Annotated in this window: 14 protein-coding genes; 10 read left to right on the top strand and 4 right to left on the bottom strand. The window is 61.1% G+C overall.

Features of this window, described 5'->3' with window-relative positions:
• Positions 1–29 precede the first annotated feature (29 nt).
• The 7 genes from ppc (at position 30) to FBY04_RS04840 (ending at position 7,271) form a co-directional block, all read left to right on the top strand.
• Positions 30–2,660, top strand: a complete 2,631-nt coding sequence (gene ppc, locus FBY04_RS04870; RefSeq protein ID WP_084321935.1) for a phosphoenolpyruvate carboxylase — start codon at positions 30–32, stop codon at positions 2,658–2,660.
• 288 nt (positions 2,661–2,948) lie between these two features.
• Positions 2,949–3,596, top strand: coding sequence for an adenylate kinase (gene adk, locus FBY04_RS04865; protein ID WP_084321936.1), 648 nt, complete (start codon positions 2,949–2,951; stop codon positions 3,594–3,596).
• 94 nt (positions 3,597–3,690) lie between these two features.
• A complete protein-coding gene (gene tsaB, locus FBY04_RS04860) occupies positions 3,691–4,365 on the top strand; it encodes a tRNA (adenosine(37)-N6)-threonylcarbamoyltransferase complex dimerization subunit type 1 TsaB (RefSeq protein WP_145314686.1) in 675 nt (224 codons plus the stop codon).
• A 187-nt stretch (positions 4,366–4,552) separates the two neighbouring features.
• Positions 4,553–4,858 carry a hypothetical protein gene (locus tag FBY04_RS04855; RefSeq protein ID WP_084321938.1) on the top strand — a complete coding sequence of 102 codons (306 nt, stop codon included), beginning with the start codon at positions 4,553–4,555 and terminating at the stop codon, positions 4,856–4,858.
• Positions 4,858–5,718 (top strand): DUF72 domain-containing protein, encoded by an 861-nt coding sequence (locus FBY04_RS04850; protein ID WP_145314685.1) that lies wholly within the window; start codon positions 4,858–4,860, stop codon positions 5,716–5,718. Before FBY04_RS04855 ends, FBY04_RS04850 begins: the two co-directional genes overlap by 1 nt.
• A 33-nt stretch (positions 5,719–5,751) precedes the next feature.
• Positions 5,752–6,573: an oxaloacetate decarboxylase gene (locus FBY04_RS04845; protein WP_145314684.1), complete on the top strand. Its 822-nt coding sequence runs from the start codon at positions 5,752–5,754 to the stop codon at positions 6,571–6,573.
• A gap of 2 nt (positions 6,574–6,575) precedes the next feature.
• Positions 6,576–7,271 (top strand): extensin family protein, encoded by a 696-nt coding sequence (locus FBY04_RS04840; protein WP_145314683.1) that lies wholly within the window; start codon positions 6,576–6,578, stop codon positions 7,269–7,271.
• Between the two features lie 17 nt (positions 7,272–7,288).
• Here FBY04_RS04840 and FBY04_RS04835 read toward each other — a convergent pair whose 3' ends face one another.
• Positions 7,289–7,909, bottom strand: coding sequence for an energy transducer TonB (locus FBY04_RS04835; protein ID WP_084321942.1), 621 nt, complete (start codon positions 7,907–7,909; stop codon positions 7,289–7,291).
• 93 nt (positions 7,910–8,002) lie between these two features.
• Here FBY04_RS04835 and FBY04_RS04830 point away from each other — a divergent pair, with 93 nt between their 5' ends.
• Positions 8,003–8,785 (top strand): class I SAM-dependent methyltransferase, encoded by a 783-nt coding sequence (locus FBY04_RS04830; protein WP_008035485.1) that lies wholly within the window; start codon positions 8,003–8,005, stop codon positions 8,783–8,785.
• Positions 8,786–8,891: 106 nt separating this feature from the next.
• Here FBY04_RS04830 and FBY04_RS04825 read toward each other — a convergent pair whose 3' ends face one another.
• On the bottom strand, positions 8,892–9,536 hold the full coding sequence (locus tag FBY04_RS04825; RefSeq protein ID WP_084321943.1) for a TetR/AcrR family transcriptional regulator: 645 nt from the start codon (positions 9,534–9,536) through the stop codon (positions 8,892–8,894).
• A gap of 93 nt (positions 9,537–9,629) precedes the next feature.
• Between FBY04_RS04825 and FBY04_RS04820 the strand changes: the two genes are divergently transcribed.
• Both FBY04_RS04820 and FBY04_RS04815 read left to right on the top strand, forming a co-directional pair.
• The gene (locus tag FBY04_RS04820) at positions 9,630–10,730 is read left to right on the top strand and encodes an efflux RND transporter periplasmic adaptor subunit (protein ID WP_084321944.1); all 1,101 of its coding nucleotides are present in this window, start codon (positions 9,630–9,632) and stop codon (positions 10,728–10,730) included.
• Between the two features lie 6 nt (positions 10,731–10,736).
• Complete coding sequence (locus tag FBY04_RS04815; protein ID WP_145314682.1) at positions 10,737–13,802, top strand: efflux RND transporter permease subunit; 3,066 nt, start codon at positions 10,737–10,739, stop codon at positions 13,800–13,802.
• A gap of 1,385 nt (positions 13,803–15,187) precedes the next feature.
• On the opposite strand, the gene FBY04_RS04805 is transcribed toward FBY04_RS04815, so the two are convergent.
• Complete coding sequence (locus FBY04_RS04805) at positions 15,188–15,877, bottom strand: DUF4197 domain-containing protein (RefSeq protein WP_084322255.1); 690 nt, start codon at positions 15,875–15,877, stop codon at positions 15,188–15,190.
• A 40-nt stretch (positions 15,878–15,917) separates the two neighbouring features.
• A complete protein-coding gene (locus FBY04_RS04800; protein ID WP_145314680.1) occupies positions 15,918–16,316 on the bottom strand; it encodes a YbaY family lipoprotein in 399 nt (132 codons plus the stop codon).
• Positions 16,317–16,337 lie beyond the last annotated feature (21 nt).

Here is a 16,337-nt window from a genome sequence, read left to right as displayed (position 1 = left end):
ACACCGGATTTTTCGCTGGAGAACGGCTGATGACCGATATTGATGCACGCTTGCGCGAGGACGTTCACCTGTTGGGTGAGCTGTTGGGCAACACCATTCGTGAGCAGTACGGGGACGGTTTTCTCGACAAGATCGAGCAGATCCGCAAAGGCGCCAAGGCTGACCGTCGCGGTTCGATGGACGCCGAACTGAGCGCCAGCCTCAACCAGTTGAGCGAAGACGAGTTGCTGCCGGTGGCGCGGGCGTTCAACCAGTTTCTCAATCTCGCCAACATCGCCGAGCAATATCAGCTGATTCACCGCCGCGAAGAATCGCAGCCCGCGCCGTTCGAAGCGCGTGTGCTGCCCGAATTGCTCGCGCGCCTGCTTGCCGAAGGCCATGGTGCCGAGTCCCTGGCGCGGCAATTGGGACGACTGGAAATCGAGCTGGTGTTGACCGCACACCCGACCGAAGTCGCGCGCCGTACGCTGATCCAGAAATACGATGCCATCGCCGCGCAACTCGCCGCTCAGGACCATCGTGACCTGACCAGCGCCGAGCGCGAGCAGATCCACGCGAAGTTGCAGCGCCTGATCGCCGAGGCCTGGCACACCGAAGAAATCCGCCGCACCCGCCCGACGCCCGTGGACGAGGCCAAATGGGGTTTCGCGGTGATCGAGCATTCGCTGTGGCAAGCAATCCCGAACTATTTGCGCAAGGCCGATAAAGCCCTGCATGACGCCACTGGCCTGCATTTGCCGCTGGAGGCCGCACCGATTCGCTTTGCGTCATGGATGGGCGGCGACCGCGACGGCAACCCCAACGTGACGGCTGCCGTGACACGCGAAGTGTTGCTGCTGGCGCGCTGGATGGCTGCCGATTTGTACGTGCGCGATGTCGATCACCTGGCCGCCGAGCTGTCGATGCAACAGGCCAGCGACGCGCTGAAAGCCAAGGCCGGCGACAGCGCCGAACCGTATCGCGCCGTCCTTAAACAGTTGCGTGAACGCCTGCGCGCCACCCGTAACTGGGCGCATGCCGCCTTGACCACCGCGACGCCGGCAACCGCCGATGTGTTGCAAAACAATCGCGACCTGCTCGATCCCCTGGAGCTCTGCTACCAGTCGCTGCATGAGTGCGGCATGGGCGTGATCGCCGATGGGCCGTTGCTTGATTGTCTGCGTCGCGCGGTGACGTTCGGCTTGTTCCTGGTGCGTCTCGATGTGCGGCAGGACTCGTCGCGGCACTCGGCGGCGATGACGGAAATCACCGATTACCTTGGCCTCGGTCGCTATGAAGACTGGAGCGAAGAGGAGCGCATCGCTTTCCTGATGCGCGAGCTGAACAACCGTCGGCCGTTGCTGCCGGCGTACTTCAAACCTTCTGCCGACACCGCTGAAGTGCTGGCGACGTGCCGGGAAATCGCCGCTGCACCGGGCGCTTCGCTCGGTTCGTACGTCATTTCCATGGCCGGCGCGGCGTCCGATGTGCTCGCTGTACAACTGCTGCTCAAAGAGTCTGGCGTGTTGCGGCCGATGCGCGTGGTGCCGCTGTTCGAAACCCTCGCCGACCTGGACAACGCCGGCCCGGTGATTGAAAAACTGTTGCTGCTGCCGGGGTATCGCGCGCGCCTGCAAGGGCCGCAGGAAGTGATGATCGGTTATTCCGACTCGGCCAAGGACGCCGGCACCACGGCGGCGGCCTGGGCACAGTATCGGGCGCAGGAACGTCTGGTGGATATTTGCCGCGAGCAGCAAGTCGAGCTGCTGCTGTTCCACGGTCGCGGTGGCACCGTGGGCCGTGGCGGCGGCCCGGCACACGCGGCGATCCTGTCGCAGCCGCCGGGGTCGGTGGCGGGACGTTTCCGCACCACCGAGCAGGGCGAAATGATTCGTTTCAAATTCGGCCTGCCGGACATCGCCGAGCAAAACCTCAATCTCTACCTTGCGGCCGTACTGGAGGCGACTTTGCTGCCACCGCCGCCGCCGGAACCGGCCTGGCGTCATTTGATGGACGAATTGGCAGCAGACGGTGTCAGCGCTTACCGCGCCGTGGTGCGGGAAAATCCGCAATTCGTCGAGTATTTCCGCCAGTCCACCCCAGAGCAGGAGTTGGGACGCCTGCCACTGGGCAGCCGCCCGGCCAAACGTCGCGCCGGCGGGATCGAAAGCCTGCGGGCGATTCCATGGATCTTCGGTTGGACCCAGACACGTCTGATGTTGCCGGCCTGGCTCGGCTGGGAAGCGGCGCTGAGCAAGGCACTGGAGCGTGGCGAAGGGGAGTTGCTGGGGCAAATGCGCGAGCAGTGGCCGTTCTTCCGCACGCGCATCGACATGCTGGAAATGGTCCTGGCCAAGGCCGATGCCGACATCGCCCGCTCCTACGATGAGCGGTTGGTCGAGCCGGATCTGCTGCCTTTGGGCGCGCATTTACGCGACCTATTGTCGCAGGCCTGTTCGGTTGTCCTGGGATTGACCGGCCAGTCGCAGCTACTGGCACATAGCCCAGACACCCTCGAATTCATCCGTCTGCGCAACACTTACCTCGACCCGCTTCATCTATTGCAGGCTGAGTTGCTGGCACGTTCGCGACAGCAGGAAGTGGCACAGGGCAGCCCGGTAGAACAGGCGTTGCTGGTGTCTGTGGCGGGGATTGCCGCCGGTTTGCGAAATACCGGCTAAGGTTTTTGTCGTGGATTCGGGCACTCGGCGCGGGCGTTGAGTGCCGGTTTGCGCAGGGCGGGAAAGTGCTGCCAGGCGACAGTTAATGATGGGGTTGCGACTTGGGGTACCCCGTCGCAGAGTCACACAAGGCGCGGGTTTCTCCGACTTTCGGCGGCTTGTGTGGTCCGGGCCTGCTGTGTATCTTGATCAGCCTTTGGCCGTTTGGGCGGTCACGACCCTGTTTTTGAGATTGGCCCCACGAGGCGAATCCGTTGTTATCTATATAAAAAATTGAGGAGCACATCGATGCGCGTCATTCTGCTGGGAGCTCCCGGGGCCGGTAAAGGTACTCAGGCTAAGTTCATCACCGAAAAGTTCGGCATCCCGCAAATCTCCACCGGCGACATGCTGCGTGCCGCGGTCAAGGCCGGCACCGAGCTGGGCCTGATCGCCAAGAGCGTGATGGACAGCGGTGGTCTGGTATCCGATGACCTGATCATCAATCTGGTCAAGGAACGCATCAGCCAGGCGGATTGCGCCAACGGTTTCCTGTTCGACGGTTTCCCGCGCACCATTCCTCAGGCTGAAGCCCTGGTGAAGGCCGGCGTCGAGCTGGACCACGTGGTCGAAATCGCCGTTGATGATGAAGAAATCGTTCAGCGTATCGCCGGTCGTCGCGTTCACGAGGCCAGCGGCCGCGTGTACCACACCGTCTACAACCCGCCGAAAATTGCTGGTAAAGACGACATCACCGGTGAAGACCTGGTGCAACGCAAGGACGACACAGAAGAAACCGTGCGCCATCGCCTGTCGGTCTACCACTCGCAGACCAAGCCACTGGTAGATTTCTACCAGAAGCTGTCGGCGGCTCAAGGCAAACCGAAGTACAGCCACATCGCTGGCGTCGGCTCGGTTGAAGCGATCACCGGCAAGGTGCTTGAAGCGCTGAGCTGAAAAGTCTGAACCGCTTCATCTTCTACGGCCCGCTTGCGGGCCGTAGTTGTTTATACTGGCGCACTTTTTTCTGACCTCTCTTACGGAAACATCGATGAGCACCTTGCTGGCCCTGGACACCGCGACCGAAGCTTGCTCCGTTGCCTTGCTGCATGACGGCAAAGTCACGAGCCATTACGAGGTGATCCCGCGCCTGCATGCGCAGAAGCTGTTACCGATGATCCAGCAATTGCTCGCCGATGCCGGGACCACCCTGCAAGCGGTCGATGCGATTGCCTTTGGCCGTGGGCCGGGCGCGTTCACCGGCGTGCGGATTGCCATTGGCGTGGTGCAAGGCCTGGCGTTTGCGCTGGATCGCCCGGTGTTGCCGGTGTCGAACCTGGCAGTGCTGGCGCAGCGGGCTTATCGCGAACACGGCGTGAGTCAGGTCGCGGCGGCCATCGATGCGCGGATGGATGAAGTGTATTGGGGTTGCTACCGCGAAACGGCGGGGGAGATGCGTCTGGTCGGTAACGAAGCCGTATTGCCGCCGGAAATGGCGGCACTGCCGGCCGATGCCAGCGGCGAGTGGTTTGGCGCGGGCACCGGTTGGGGGTACGCCGAACGCATTGCCGTCAGCCTGACGGGGCAGGATGCGGGCATGTTGCCTCACGCCGAAGACCTGCTGAGCCTGGCGCGATTCGCCTGGGCACGCGGTGAAGCGATTGTGGCGGATGAGGCGCAGCCGGTTTACCTGCGCGACAAGGTTGCGACCCCCAAAGCCCGTTGATTCCCGCTGTTCCTGTGGCGAGGGGACAAGTCCCCTCGCCACAATGAATAGCCAACGCCTGCCAATCGTCGTTTTCTAATCCCGCTTTTAAACCTTTTCGTTTTTCTGTGTTCTAGTTATCACTCGGCGGTTTGCGAAGTGGGTTGTGTGCCACTAGACTGCCATCATCGATACCGAGCATGACTTTATGCGTATAGACGGCCTTTCCTCTCAGTCCTACCCCATCAAGCGCAAGCCTCGCAAAGGGCATGTGGTTGAGGACGAATCCGTCGATATCGAGGGTGAGCTGGAATTCCCTTCCGAAGAGCAACTGGCCGCCCGCGCCGCCAAAGCCTCCGCCCAGCGCCTGAGCAATCTTCCCGCGCGTCAACAAGACATGATTTACCACCGCGCCATGAGCAAAAGCGTAGCGATGGCCTTGGCCAGCTACCTCAGCACTGCCGGTTTTGTCGATTGGGATTCGGATGTGATGGGTCTCGACCTGTACATCTGATGCGACTGCCTTACTACCTTGGCTGCCCGTCCTGGAGTGAAAACGCCTGGCGTGATTACCTCTATCCGCAGGACGCAAAATCCTCCGATTTTCTAAATCTCTATTCTCAAGTATTCAACGCCGTGGAAGGCAATACGACCTTCTACGCGAGCCCGGCTGCCAGCACCGTGCAACGCTGGGCCGAGACCATGCCCGAACACTTCCGCTTCACCGCCAAATTCCCCGGCGACATCAGCCACGGCGGTGACCTGCGTGAACAACTGACCGCCACGGAAACGTTCCTGCAACTGCTCAGCCCGTTGGGCGAGCGAGTCTCGCCACTGTGGTTGCAGCTGTCGAAAAGCTTCACACCCCAACGATTGCACGAGCTGGCGGGTTTTATCGACGCTGTGGACCGGCCTCTGGCCATCGAAGTGCGACACGACGATTTCTTCGCCAAGGGTGATGCCGAGCGCGCGCTCAATCGTCTGCTGCTGGATCGCGGCGTTGAACGTATCTGCCTCGATCCGCGTGCGCTGTTCAGTTGCACCTCGACCGATCCATCCGTACTTCACGCCCAATCCAAGAAACCCAGGGTTCCGCCCCGTCCGGCGGCGTTCACTCAGTTCCCGCAAGTGCGCTTCATCGGCCATCCGCAACTGGAAGCCAACGATCCGTTCCTGGTGCCCTGGGTCGAGAAAATCGCCCTGTGGATCGAAGAGGGCCGCACGCCTTATATTTTCCTGCACACCGCCGACAACCTGCTGGCCGCGAAGCTTGCGCAACGTTTTCACGCACAACTGATGCTGCGTTTGCCTGGCCTGGCGCCGCTGCCTGAGCTATACAGAGAGCCCGCCGCCGAGCAACTTGGCCTGCTCTGAGGCGGATTCCCTGCCTTTTTCAGGAGCCTGCCAATGGATGCGCAAACCCTTCGAGCCCAGGCGTTCAAAGCACTGCATGAACGCGCTGGCGCTTTTGTCATTCCCAATCCGTGGGACGCCGGCTCGGCGAAAATGCTCGCCAGCCTGGGCTTCGAGGCGCTGGCGACCACCAGTGCCGGTTATGCCTTTTCCCAGGGCCGTCCCGATGGAGGACTGACGCTGGACGATACCCTGGCGAACGTTCGGGCGATTGTCGCGGCTACCGATCTGCCCGTGGCGGTCGATCTGGAAAACGGTTTTGCCAACGATCCGGCCGAGTGTGCGCAAAGTATTTTGCGAGCCGCCGAAGCGGGCGCCGTGGGTGGTTCGATCGAAGATGCCACCGGCCGCGCAGAGGCCCCGATCTACTGTTTCGAGCATGCGGTGGCACGGATCGAAGCCGCTGTCGCCGCGGCTCGCAGTTTGCCGTTCCCCTTCACATTGACGGCCCGGGCCGAGAACTTCCTGCATGGCAATCCCGATCTGGACGACACCATTCGCCGCTTGCAGGCCTTCGCCGAAGCAGGCGCCGACGTGCTGTATGCGCCGGGACTGCGCAGCGCTGAAGACGTATTGGCGGTGGTTCGCGCCGTGGCGCCCAAACCGGTTAACGTGCTGATGTCCGGCGGGCTGAAATTGACGGTCGAGCAGTTGAGCGAAATGGGCGTCAAACGCATCAGCGTCGGCTCGGCACTGGCGTTGGCAGCGCTTGGCGAGTTCTACCGGGCGGCCGAAGAGGTCAAGACCTCCGGTACATTCACCTTCACGTCGCGGTCGATGCCGTACGCGCAGGCCAATCAGTTATTCAAAGGCTGACGATGCGGTTTGTGCGGGTGCTGCTCGTGTTGCTGCTGATGGTCGGTGTGGCTGGAGTGAGCGTCTGGCGCGGCTGGATCTCGCTGCCGCCGCAGTGGAACCCGTGGGCGCCGCTGGACGTGAAGGCCAAACCGAACCTGCTGACCCGCTACAAACTGATGCAACTGCGCGATGATCCGCAGTTGTGCGAGCAGGCCCTGAGCAGTTCCGGATTGCGCGTCGCCCCTCAAGCCGACAGCCCTGATGCAAAGTGTCCATTGAACGACGCCTTGCGCGTGCAGGGCGGCGACGTCGCATTGAGCAGCAGTTTCCTCGCCAGTTGCCGCCTGGCGGTGTCGTTTGCCCTGTTCGAACATCATGCGTTGCAACCAGCGGCCCAGACGGTCTACGGGCAAGCGGTCACCCGCGTCGACCATCTGGGAAGCTTTGCCTGTCGAAACGTCTACGGCCGTGAGAATGGCAGGCTCAGCCAGCACGCCACGGCGAACGCGCTGGATATCGCCGGTTTTCGCCTGGCCGACGGCCGATCGATCAGCGTGCTCAAGGATTGGCCGAAGGATAATCAGGACGCACGGTTTTTACGTCAGGTCCACGACGGCGCCTCCGACGTGTTCAGTGTGGTGTTGGGCCCGGACTACAACGCTGCCCATCGCAATCATTTTCACGTGGATGTCGGGCCGTGGTGGGTGTGTCGCTGAGGACCTGTTATTGAAGATCAGGCGGCGATGCGCAGGTTCTGCAGAACGATCGGGCGTGCCCAGCCGATGTCGAAATCGAAGTTTTTCTGTTGTTCCGCGAGCTCTTCGGGCGGGAACGGCGGGAATGGCTTGTCCAGCAGGTCCATTTCGAATTCGGCGATCGGCAAGTGCAGTGGACGCGGTTGCGGCGCCGGGCCGGCTTCTGGCACGGGTTGACCTGCGGTCAGCACGATCGGGCGAACCCAGCCGCTTTCGAAGTCCTGCTGTTTCTGCTGAGCGACGATTTCTTCTGCCGGGAACGGTGGGAACGGTTTGTCGGCCAGGTCCATGTCGAACTCGGCAATCGGCAGGAACAATGGCTCGGGTGGCTTGACCTGGGTTTCTTTCACATCGCATTCACGCTGGGAAACGATGTGCGCCAGCAGCTCACTGCCAATCGTAGGTTCGACCGGGCTCTCGAGATCGACCGCCGGAAAATCGAGAGAAGCCGGCACGACATCGCCCGACTGATCGGCCAGAGCCTGGGCAAAAAAATCCTGCCACAGGTGACTGACGCCGCTCAGTGCCTGGGAATTTCGCAGGCCAAAATCGCCGTGGGGCGAGATGTAACCTATCGATGTGCGTTGAATGTCTGACATTTCTCTCGGTCGACGCTCAGCTCTGGCAAAATGCTCGTTAGTTTTGTTATCGGCCGTTTTTGCCGATCATTAATTTTTTGAGCGTGTTTTCCCATGATTGAGCAACCCGCGGCTTGCCGCATCCATGTCGAGGCCCTGGGCACGGCTTTTCAGCCACAGGCCGAGCAATGGGCCGAACGCCTGGGCCTGCCTTTGCAGGTCGATGATGGCGAGTTTGCCTTGCAGGTGGGGGAGCAGGGTTTGCAGTTGCAACAGCTGGGGCCCGACGCCCCGGGGCCGGTGCGGGTGGACTTTGTCGAGGGCGGCGCGGCTCATCGCCGTTTGTTCGGCGGTGGCACCGGTCAGATGATCGCCAAGGCTGTTGGCATCGCGCAGGGCGTGCGTCCGCGGGTGCTGGATGCCACAGCGGGGCTGGGCAAGGATGCGTTCGTGCTGGCGAGCCTGGGCTGCGAGATGAGCCTGATCGAACGCCAGCCGTTGATCGGTGCGTTGCTCGAGGATGGTTTGGCACGCGGCGCGGAAGATTTCGACGTGGCGTCGATTGTGGCGCGCATGCGTTTGCTCAAGGGTAACTCGATCGAGGTCATGCGCAACTGGGAGGGCGAGCCACCGCAGGTGATCTACCTCGATCCGATGTTTCCCCACCGTGAGAAAACCGCGCTGGTAAAGAAGGAAATGCGCCTGTTCCGGCCGTTGGTGGGGGATGACCCGGATGCACCCGCGTTGCTGGAGGCCGCGTTGGCATTGGCCAGCCATCGGGTGGTGGTGAAGCGTCCGCGCAAGGCGCCGTGCATTGCGGGGCCGAAGCCGAGTCATGCGCTGGACGGGAAATCCAGTCGGTATGACATTTATCCGAAGAAGGCGCTCAAGCCCTGAGACCGAGTCGCAGCCTTCGCGAGCAAGCCCGCTCCCACAGGGAAATGCATTCCCATGTGGGAGCGGGCTTGCTCGCGAAGGGGCCAGAACAGACAGTCGATACCTATCAGGCTGTCTCAGGCCGATACGCCCGCATAAACAACCCCACCACTTCCCGCACATGTTCCTCGGCCGCATCCCCGGTCAACGGCTCGCCACAGCCATACAACAACCGAAAATTCCCCGCGCCCTTGAGCAGGCAAAAGAAGTGCTCCGCCGCGTTACGGGGCTTGTCGATGCTCAACGCACCGCTCTGATCCACCTTGCTCAGCAACCGCTCCATGCCATGCAACATGCGCTCCGGCCCGGCCTCGAAGAAGATTTGCGAGAGCTTTGGGTCCTGGCTGCCCAGCGTCATCATCAACCGGTGCAGGTTCACCGATTCATCGCTGTTGATCAGGTGATGAAAGCCGCGCGCGATATTCAACAGCACTGCTTCCACTGAAATGCCGTCAGGCAATTCGAAAAACAGCGTAGGCAATTGTTCTTCGCACTTGGCGACCACGGCGGCGGAGAACAGCGTCTCCTTGTCGTTGAAATGGCTGTAGACGGTCAGCTTCGACACGCCAGCTTCAGCCGCGACGGCGTCCATGCTGGTGCTCGCATAACCATTGCTCAGAAACAGGATTTTCGCCGCATCGAGGATCGCCTGGCGTTTGGCCAGATCCTTGGGACGGCCCGGACCATTGGGGGCTGAAAGATTGTTCGGCATATTCGTTTTTAATACTGGACTGGTGAGTTTGCTATTAATAACATACTGCTCAGTATAATTATTCCAAGCACCATTAGCGAAAGGTCCTTCACCATGTTCCGCTATGCCTTGCCCCTCGCCTTGCCAGTCAGTCTGGCGTTTTTATTGTCTGCGTGTGGTCACGAAGAGGCGCCGCAGGTCACTGTCCGACCGGCCATGGTCGTGCAGCCAGAGCCTTCGGCCCAGGCGATGGAAAGCTATCCCGGTGAAGTCCGTGCCCGCTACGAGCCGGACCTGGCCTTTCGCATTGGCGGCAAAGTCAGCCGACGACTGGTCGAAGAAGGGCAGCGGGTCAAGGCTGACCAGCCTCTGGCGGAACTCGATCCCCAGGACGTGCGCCTGCAACTGGAAGCAACCCGCGCCCAGGTCGCGGCTGCCGAAGCCAATCTCAATCTCGTACGCGCCGAGCGTGATCGCTACAAGACCCTGATGGAACGTCAGATGGTCAGCCGTTCCCAGTACGACAATGCTGAAAACCTCTACAGATCCGGTGAAGCACGCCTGAAGCAGATCAAGGCCGAATTCAACGTCTCCACCAATCAGGCCAGCTACGCCGTATTACGCGCGCCTCAGGACGGCGTCGTGGCCAAGCGCGCGGTGGAAGTCGGGCAAGTCGTCGCCGCCGGTCAAACCGTGTTCACCCTCGCTACCGATGGCGAGCGCGAAGTGCTGATCAGCCTGCCGGAGCAGAGTTTCGGTCGTTTCAAGGTCGGTCAGCCGGTGTCGGTGGAACTCTGGACCCAACCCGATCAACGATTCGCCGGACGCATCCGCGAGCTGTCGCCCGCCGCCGATCCAAAGTCGCGCACCTTCGCGGCCCGGATCGCGTTCACTGCCGGTAAAGTCCCGGCCGAACTTGGCCAGAGCGCCCGGGTATTTATCCAGACTGCCGACGTCGTGGCACTGTCGGTACCGCTCTCGGCAGTGACCGCCGAAAACGGCGCCACCTACGTTTGGGTGCTCAGCGCCAACAACACCCTGAAAAAAGCCCCGGTCCGGGTCGGTGCATTCGGCGAGAAAACCGTGCCGGTGCTCGAAGGCCTGAACGCCAGCGACTGGGTGGTGGCCGCCGGCGTCCATGTGCTTCATGACGGGCAGCAAATACGCCCGGTGGATCGCTCCAACCGCGTGGTCAATCTGGCGGACAAGGAGTAATCCCCGATGGGTTTCAATCTTTCCGAATGGGCGCTGCGTAATCGCCAGATCGTACTGTTCCTGATGCTGTTGCTGGCGATTGTCGGCGCGCTTTCCTACACCAAACTCGGACAAAGCGAGGACCCGCCGTTCACTTTCAAGGCCATGGTGATCCGCACCAACTGGCCGGGGGCCACCGCCGAGGAAGTGTCGCGTCAGGTCAGCGAGCGCATTGAAAAGAAGCTGATGGAAACCGGTGAGTACGAGCGCATCGTCTCGTTTTCTCGACCGGGTGAATCCCAGGTGACGTTCGTTGCGCGTGACTCCATGCATTCAGTGGATATTCCGGATCTCTGGTATCAGGTCCGCAAGAAGATCAGCGACATTCGTCATACCTTGCCACCGGGCATTCAGGGGCCTTTTTTCAACGATGAATTCGGCACCACGTTCGGCAATATCTACGCGCTGACCGGCGATGGTTTTGATTACGCGGTGCTCAAGGACTACGCCGATCGCATCCAGATTCAGCTGCAACGGGTCAAGGACGTGGGCAAGGTCGACCTGCTCGGGTTGCAGGATGAGAAGATCTGGATCGAACTGTCCAACGTCAAACTCGCCACCCTCGGCTTGCCGTTGGCGGCGGTGCAGCAGGCGCTTGAAGAGCAGAACGCGATGTCCACGGCTGGCTTCTTTGAAACCACCAGTGAGCGGTTGCAGCTACGGGTTTCGGGGAATTTTCAGACGGTCGAAGAGATCAAGAACTTCCCGATCCGTGTCGGTGATCGTACGTTCCGTATCTCCGATGTCGCGAACGTTCGTCGCGGCTTCAACGATCCACCGGCACCGCGCATGCGCTTCATGGCGGAAGACGCCATCGGCCTGGCCGTGGCAATGAAGGACGGCGGGGACATTCTGGTGCTGGGCAAGGCACTGGAAATCGAGTTCGCCAGGATCCAGAAAAATCTCCCGGCCGGTATGCAGCTGCGCAAGGTCTCCGACCAGCCGGCTGCGGTGAAAACCGGTGTCGGTGAGTTCGTACAAGTGCTGGTGGAAGCCCTGGCCATCGTCCTGTTGGTGAGCTTCTTCTCCCTCGGCGTGCGCACCGGCATGGTGGTGGCGCTGGCGATTCCGCTGGTGTTGGCGATGACCTTCGCCTGCATGTATTACCTGGGCATCGGCCTGCACAAGATTTCCCTCGGTGCGCTGGTGCTGGCGTTGGGTTTGCTGGTCGACGACGCGATCATTGCCGTGGAAATGATGGCAATCAAAATGGAGCAGGGCTTCGACCGGATCAGGGCGGCCAGTTACGCCTGGACCAGCACCGCGTTTCCGATGCTCACCGGTACGCTGATCACCGCCGCCGGGTTCCTGCCGATTGCCACTGCGCAATCGGGGACGGGCGAATACACCCGTTCGATTTTTCAGGTGGTGACCATCGCGCTGCTGGCATCGTGGATTGCCGCCGTGGTTTTTGTGCCGTATCTGGGGGAAAAACTCCTGCCGGACCTGGCGAAGATTCATGCGGCGAAACACGGCACCGGCCAACCGGACCCTTACGCCACTCCGTTCTATCAGCGTGTCAGACGCCTGGTGGAGTGGTGCGTGCGGTGGCGCAAGACGGTGATCGCGCTGACGGTGGTGCTGTTCATTGCCTCCATCGTGTTGTTCCGTTTTGTGCCGCAACAATTCTTCCCGGCCTCGGGGCGACTGGAGTTGATGGTCGATCTGAAGCTCGCCGAAGGCGCTTCGTTGAGCAACACTGCCGACGAGGTTAAACGCCTCGAAGGTTTACTGAAGGATCACGCCGGTATCGACAATTACGTGGCCTACGTCGGCACCGGTTCGCCGCGTTTTTACCTGCCACTGGATCAGCAACTGCCGGCGGCGAGCTTCGCCCAGTTTGTCGTCCTGGCCAAGACCATCGAAGACCGCGAAACCCTGCGCACCTGGTTGATTGAAACCCTCAACGAACAGTTCCCGGCCCTGCGTTCGCGGGTGACGCGTCTGGAAAACGGCCCGCCGGTTGGTTATCCGGTGCAGTTCCGGGTCACCGGTGAACACATCGAGGAGGTTCGCGCCCTGGCCCGCAAAGTGGCGGCCAAGGTTCGCGAAAATCCCCACGTGGCCAACGTCCACCTGGACTGGGAAGAGCCGAGCAAAGTCGTGTATCTGAACGTCGATCAGGACCGCGCCCGCGCGCTGGGCGTAAGTACTGCAAACCTGTCGAAATTCCTGCAGAGCTCGCTGACCGGGTCCAGCGTCAGCCAGTACCGCGAAGACAACGAGTTGATCGAAATCCTCCTGCGCGGCACGTTGCATGAACGCACCGAATTGTCGTTGCTGCCGAGCCTGGCGGTGCCGACCGACAACGGTCGCAGCGTGGCGCTGTCACAAATCGCGACGCTGGAATACGGCTTTGAAGAAGGCATCATCTGGCACCGCAACCGCTTGCCGAACGTGACGATTCGCGCCGACATCTACGGCAAGGAACAACCGGCGACGCTGGTGCAGCAGATCATGCCGACGCTCGATCCGATCCGCGCGGAACTGCCTGATGGCTATTTGCTGGAAGTCGGCGGGACGGTGGAGGACTCGGCCCGTGGCCAGAACTCGGTGAAGGCTGGCGTGCCGCTGTTCATTGTGGTGGTGCTGACGTTGCTGATGCTGCAACTGCGCAGTTTCTCACGCACGGTGATGGTGTTTCTGACGGCGCCATTGGGATTGATCGGGGTGACTCTGTTCCTGATGGTGTTCCGCCAGCCGTTTGGTTTTGTGGCTATGCTCGGGACCATTGCGCTGTCCGGGATGATTATGCGGAACTCGGTGATTCTGGTGGACCAGATCGAGCAGGACATCGCTGCGGGGCTGAAACCCTGGCAGGCGATCATCGAGGCCACGGTGCGTCGTTTTCGGCCGATCGTGCTGACGGCGCTTGCCGCTGTGCTAGCGATGATTCCGCTGTCACGCAGTGTGTTCTTCGGGCCGATGGCGGTGGCGATCATGGGGGGGCTGATTGTGGCGACGGCGTTGACGCTGTTGTTTTTGCCGGCGCTGTATGCGGCTTGGTTCCGCATCAAGAAAGAACCGGCTTGAGGTCTTGGCGGCCTTTGGGCCGACCAGGCTTTTGTTGATTGGGTACATATCCTTTTTTGCGGTAATGGCTGCTGGCGGTTTCGCCCTTACGGCGAGTCCCTTTTGGCAAACGCCCCAAAAGGAACCAAAAGGTCTCGCCCCGAGCGTCCGGCCCCTCGCTAAGGCTCGGCGTTCCTTCGCTCCGGTATTCATCCGGGGGCATCGCCCTCCGGTTGGCTTCGCTGGCACCTACATGCGATGAGTTCGACTGCGTCGAACGGCGCTGCGCGCCACTCCCCGGATGAACACCTCCACTCAGCCTCCCGAAGGGGCGGGTGGAACAAGATCAAGAGCTGCAGGCGAGCTAACGCTCGGCCTGATGAGTGGTGAGAAGCGGGTGTACGCCGGTCAGCTTTTGTAGGCGCCGGCTTGCTGGCGATGGCGGCCTGCCAGCCAACCTATCCTCGCCAATATACGCTGCCCTCGTAGGAGCCGGCTTGCTGGCGAAGACGGCCTGCCAGCCACCTGTTCTCGCCGACATACGCTGCTTTTGTAGGAGCCGACTTGCTGACGATGGCGCCCTGCCAACCAACCTATTCTCGCGGATACACGCAGACCTCGTAGGAGCCGGCTTGCTGGCGATGGCGCCCTGCCAACCCACCTATCCTCGCCGACATACGCAGACCTCGTAGGAGCCGGCTTGCTGGCGATGGCGCCCTGCCAACCAACCTATCCTCGCCGACATACGCAGACCTCGCAGGCGCCGGCTTGCTGGCGATGGCGCCCTGCCAACCGACCTGTTCTCGCGGCTATACGCAGACCTTGTAGGAGCCGGCTTGCTGGGATGGCGCCCTGCCAACCAACCTATCCTCGCCGACATACGCTGACCTGGTAGGAGCCGGCTTGCTGGCGATGGCGCCCTGCCAACCGACCTGTTCTCGCGGCTATACGCAGACCTTGTAGGAGCCGGCTTGCTGGCGAAGACGGTCTGCCAACCAACCTATCCTCGCGGCTATACGCAGACCTCGTAGGAGCCGGCTTGCTGGCGATGGCGCCCTGCCAACCGACCTGTTCTCGCGGCTATACGCAGACCTGGTAGGAGCCGGCTTGCTGGCGATGGCGGCCTGCCAACCAACCTATCCTCGCCGACATACGCTGACCTGGTAGGAGCCGGCTTGCTGGCGATGGCGGCCTGCCAACCAACCTGTTCTCGCCGACATACGCAGACCTTGTAGGAGCCGGCTTGCTGGCGATGGCGCCCTGCCAACCAACCTATCCTCGCCGACATACGCAGACCTCGCAGGCGCCAGCTTGCTGGCGAAGACACCCTGCCAACCAATCTGTTCTCGCGGATATACGCTGATCTTGTGGGAGCAGGCTAGCCCCCACAGGATCGGCGTTGTGGCTTAGAGGGTGCCAAACACTTTCTTCGCCAGGCTGGTCGCTGCCGCAGCAGGGTTCTTGCGAATGGTTTCTTCCTGTTTGCCGATCATTTCGAACAAGCCGTTCAGTGCCTGTTCGGTGACGTAGCTTTCGATGTTGGCATTTTTTGTATCGATCACGCCCATGGTCGCGGCTTGGCCGGCGAACGAGTTGTACTGCTTGGCCAGGCCGACCTGGTCGGTGGCTTGCTTGACGATCGGCAGGAACTTGGCGCGGATTTGTTCGCGGCTGGTTTTGTTCAGGTATTGGGTGGCCGAATCGTTGCCGCCGCTGAGGATGCCCTTGGCGTCTTCAACGGACATTTTCTTCACGGCGTCCACGAGGATCGGCTGGGCCTGGGTCACGGCGGTTTCTGCCGCTTTGTTCATGCTGGTTTCCAGTTGATCGACCTGGTCGCCCATGCCGAACTGTTTCATCTTGCTGGCGACCTTGCCCAGCTTGCCTGGCAGTTCGATTTTCACGTCCGGGTTGTTGCTGAACCCGCCCGGTGTACCGAGTTGTTTCACGGCCAGTTGCGCGCCTTGGGTCAGGGCATCCTTGAGGCCGCCGGTGGCATCTTTTTGCGACAGGTCACTGAGCGAGAGCGCCATGGCGCTGGCGGAAATCATCAAGCCTGCACAGAGGCCGGCGAAGCGAAGGGTAGGGCGGAACATGGCGGCTTCCTTGTTCATGAAAAGTGTTTGAAAAATAAAATCAACGGGCTGCGTCGACGCGGATTTTCAGTGGCTGCGGATCGCTGCCATCCAGTTGCACGGCGTGGTGTTCGGTGGTGATGAACATCAACTCGCCATCCACTTCGATGCGCGCGCTGACGGAATATCTGTGGCCGGGTTTGACCTGAGCCGGATCGTAACTCAGATGGAATGGCAGCGGCACCTGACCTTTGACCGGGCCCTTCTGTTCGTCGAGGATCACGGCCGGGGCGTCGGCCAGAGACACGTCCTGCAAGCTGACGCTCAGGGTGGCGGTCGGGGGCAGGGCGATGCGTTGCAGGTAGAAGACTTCGCCATCCAGGCTGGTTTTGTCGGCGGGCTGCATCGACTGACAGGCTCCGAGCAAAGCGGTGATGGCCAATAGAGAGAGTTTTTTCATCTGATATCTCCAATCTAATGT

This window comes from Pseudomonas sp. SJZ080, from assembly GCF_007828295.1.
In the GTDB taxonomy this organism is placed as follows: Bacteria; Pseudomonadota; Gammaproteobacteria; order Pseudomonadales; family Pseudomonadaceae; genus Aquipseudomonas; species Aquipseudomonas migulae_A.
This window is presented reverse-complemented; position numbering and strand designations above follow the sequence as displayed.

What these genes read in the sequence shown, in the direction of transcription:
- FBY04_RS04835 (WP_084321942.1), bottom strand. Translation starts at nt 7,909, where the DNA reads ATGTCAGACATTCAACGCACATCGATAGGTTACATCTCGCCCCACGGC.
- FBY04_RS04805 (WP_084322255.1), bottom strand. Translation starts at nt 15,877, where the DNA reads ATGTTCCGCCCTACCCTTCGCTTCGCCGGCCTCTGTGCAGGCTTGATG.
- FBY04_RS04800 (WP_145314680.1), bottom strand. Translation starts at nt 16,316, where the DNA reads ATGAAAAAACTCTCTCTATTGGCCATCACCGCTTTGCTCGGAGCCTGT.
- ppc (WP_084321935.1), top strand. Translation starts at nt 30, where the DNA reads ATGACCGATATTGATGCACGCTTGCGCGAGGACGTTCACCTGTTGGGT.
- FBY04_RS04845 (WP_145314684.1), top strand. Translation starts at nt 5,752, where the DNA reads ATGGATGCGCAAACCCTTCGAGCCCAGGCGTTCAAAGCACTGCATGAA.
- FBY04_RS04825 (WP_084321943.1), bottom strand. Translation starts at nt 9,536, where the DNA reads ATGCCGAACAATCTTTCAGCCCCCAATGGTCCGGGCCGTCCCAAGGAT.
- FBY04_RS04855 (WP_084321938.1), top strand. Translation starts at nt 4,553, where the DNA reads ATGCGTATAGACGGCCTTTCCTCTCAGTCCTACCCCATCAAGCGCAAG.
- FBY04_RS04850 (WP_145314685.1), top strand. Translation starts at nt 4,858, where the DNA reads ATGCGACTGCCTTACTACCTTGGCTGCCCGTCCTGGAGTGAAAACGCC.
- FBY04_RS04820 (WP_084321944.1), top strand. Translation starts at nt 9,630, where the DNA reads ATGTTCCGCTATGCCTTGCCCCTCGCCTTGCCAGTCAGTCTGGCGTTT.
- tsaB (WP_145314686.1), top strand. Translation starts at nt 3,691, where the DNA reads ATGAGCACCTTGCTGGCCCTGGACACCGCGACCGAAGCTTGCTCCGTT.
- FBY04_RS04830 (WP_008035485.1), top strand. Translation starts at nt 8,003, where the DNA reads ATGATTGAGCAACCCGCGGCTTGCCGCATCCATGTCGAGGCCCTGGGC.
- FBY04_RS04815 (WP_145314682.1), top strand. Translation starts at nt 10,737, where the DNA reads ATGGGTTTCAATCTTTCCGAATGGGCGCTGCGTAATCGCCAGATCGTA.
- adk (WP_084321936.1), top strand. Translation starts at nt 2,949, where the DNA reads ATGCGCGTCATTCTGCTGGGAGCTCCCGGGGCCGGTAAAGGTACTCAG.
- FBY04_RS04840 (WP_145314683.1), top strand. Translation starts at nt 6,576, where the DNA reads ATGCGGTTTGTGCGGGTGCTGCTCGTGTTGCTGCTGATGGTCGGTGTG.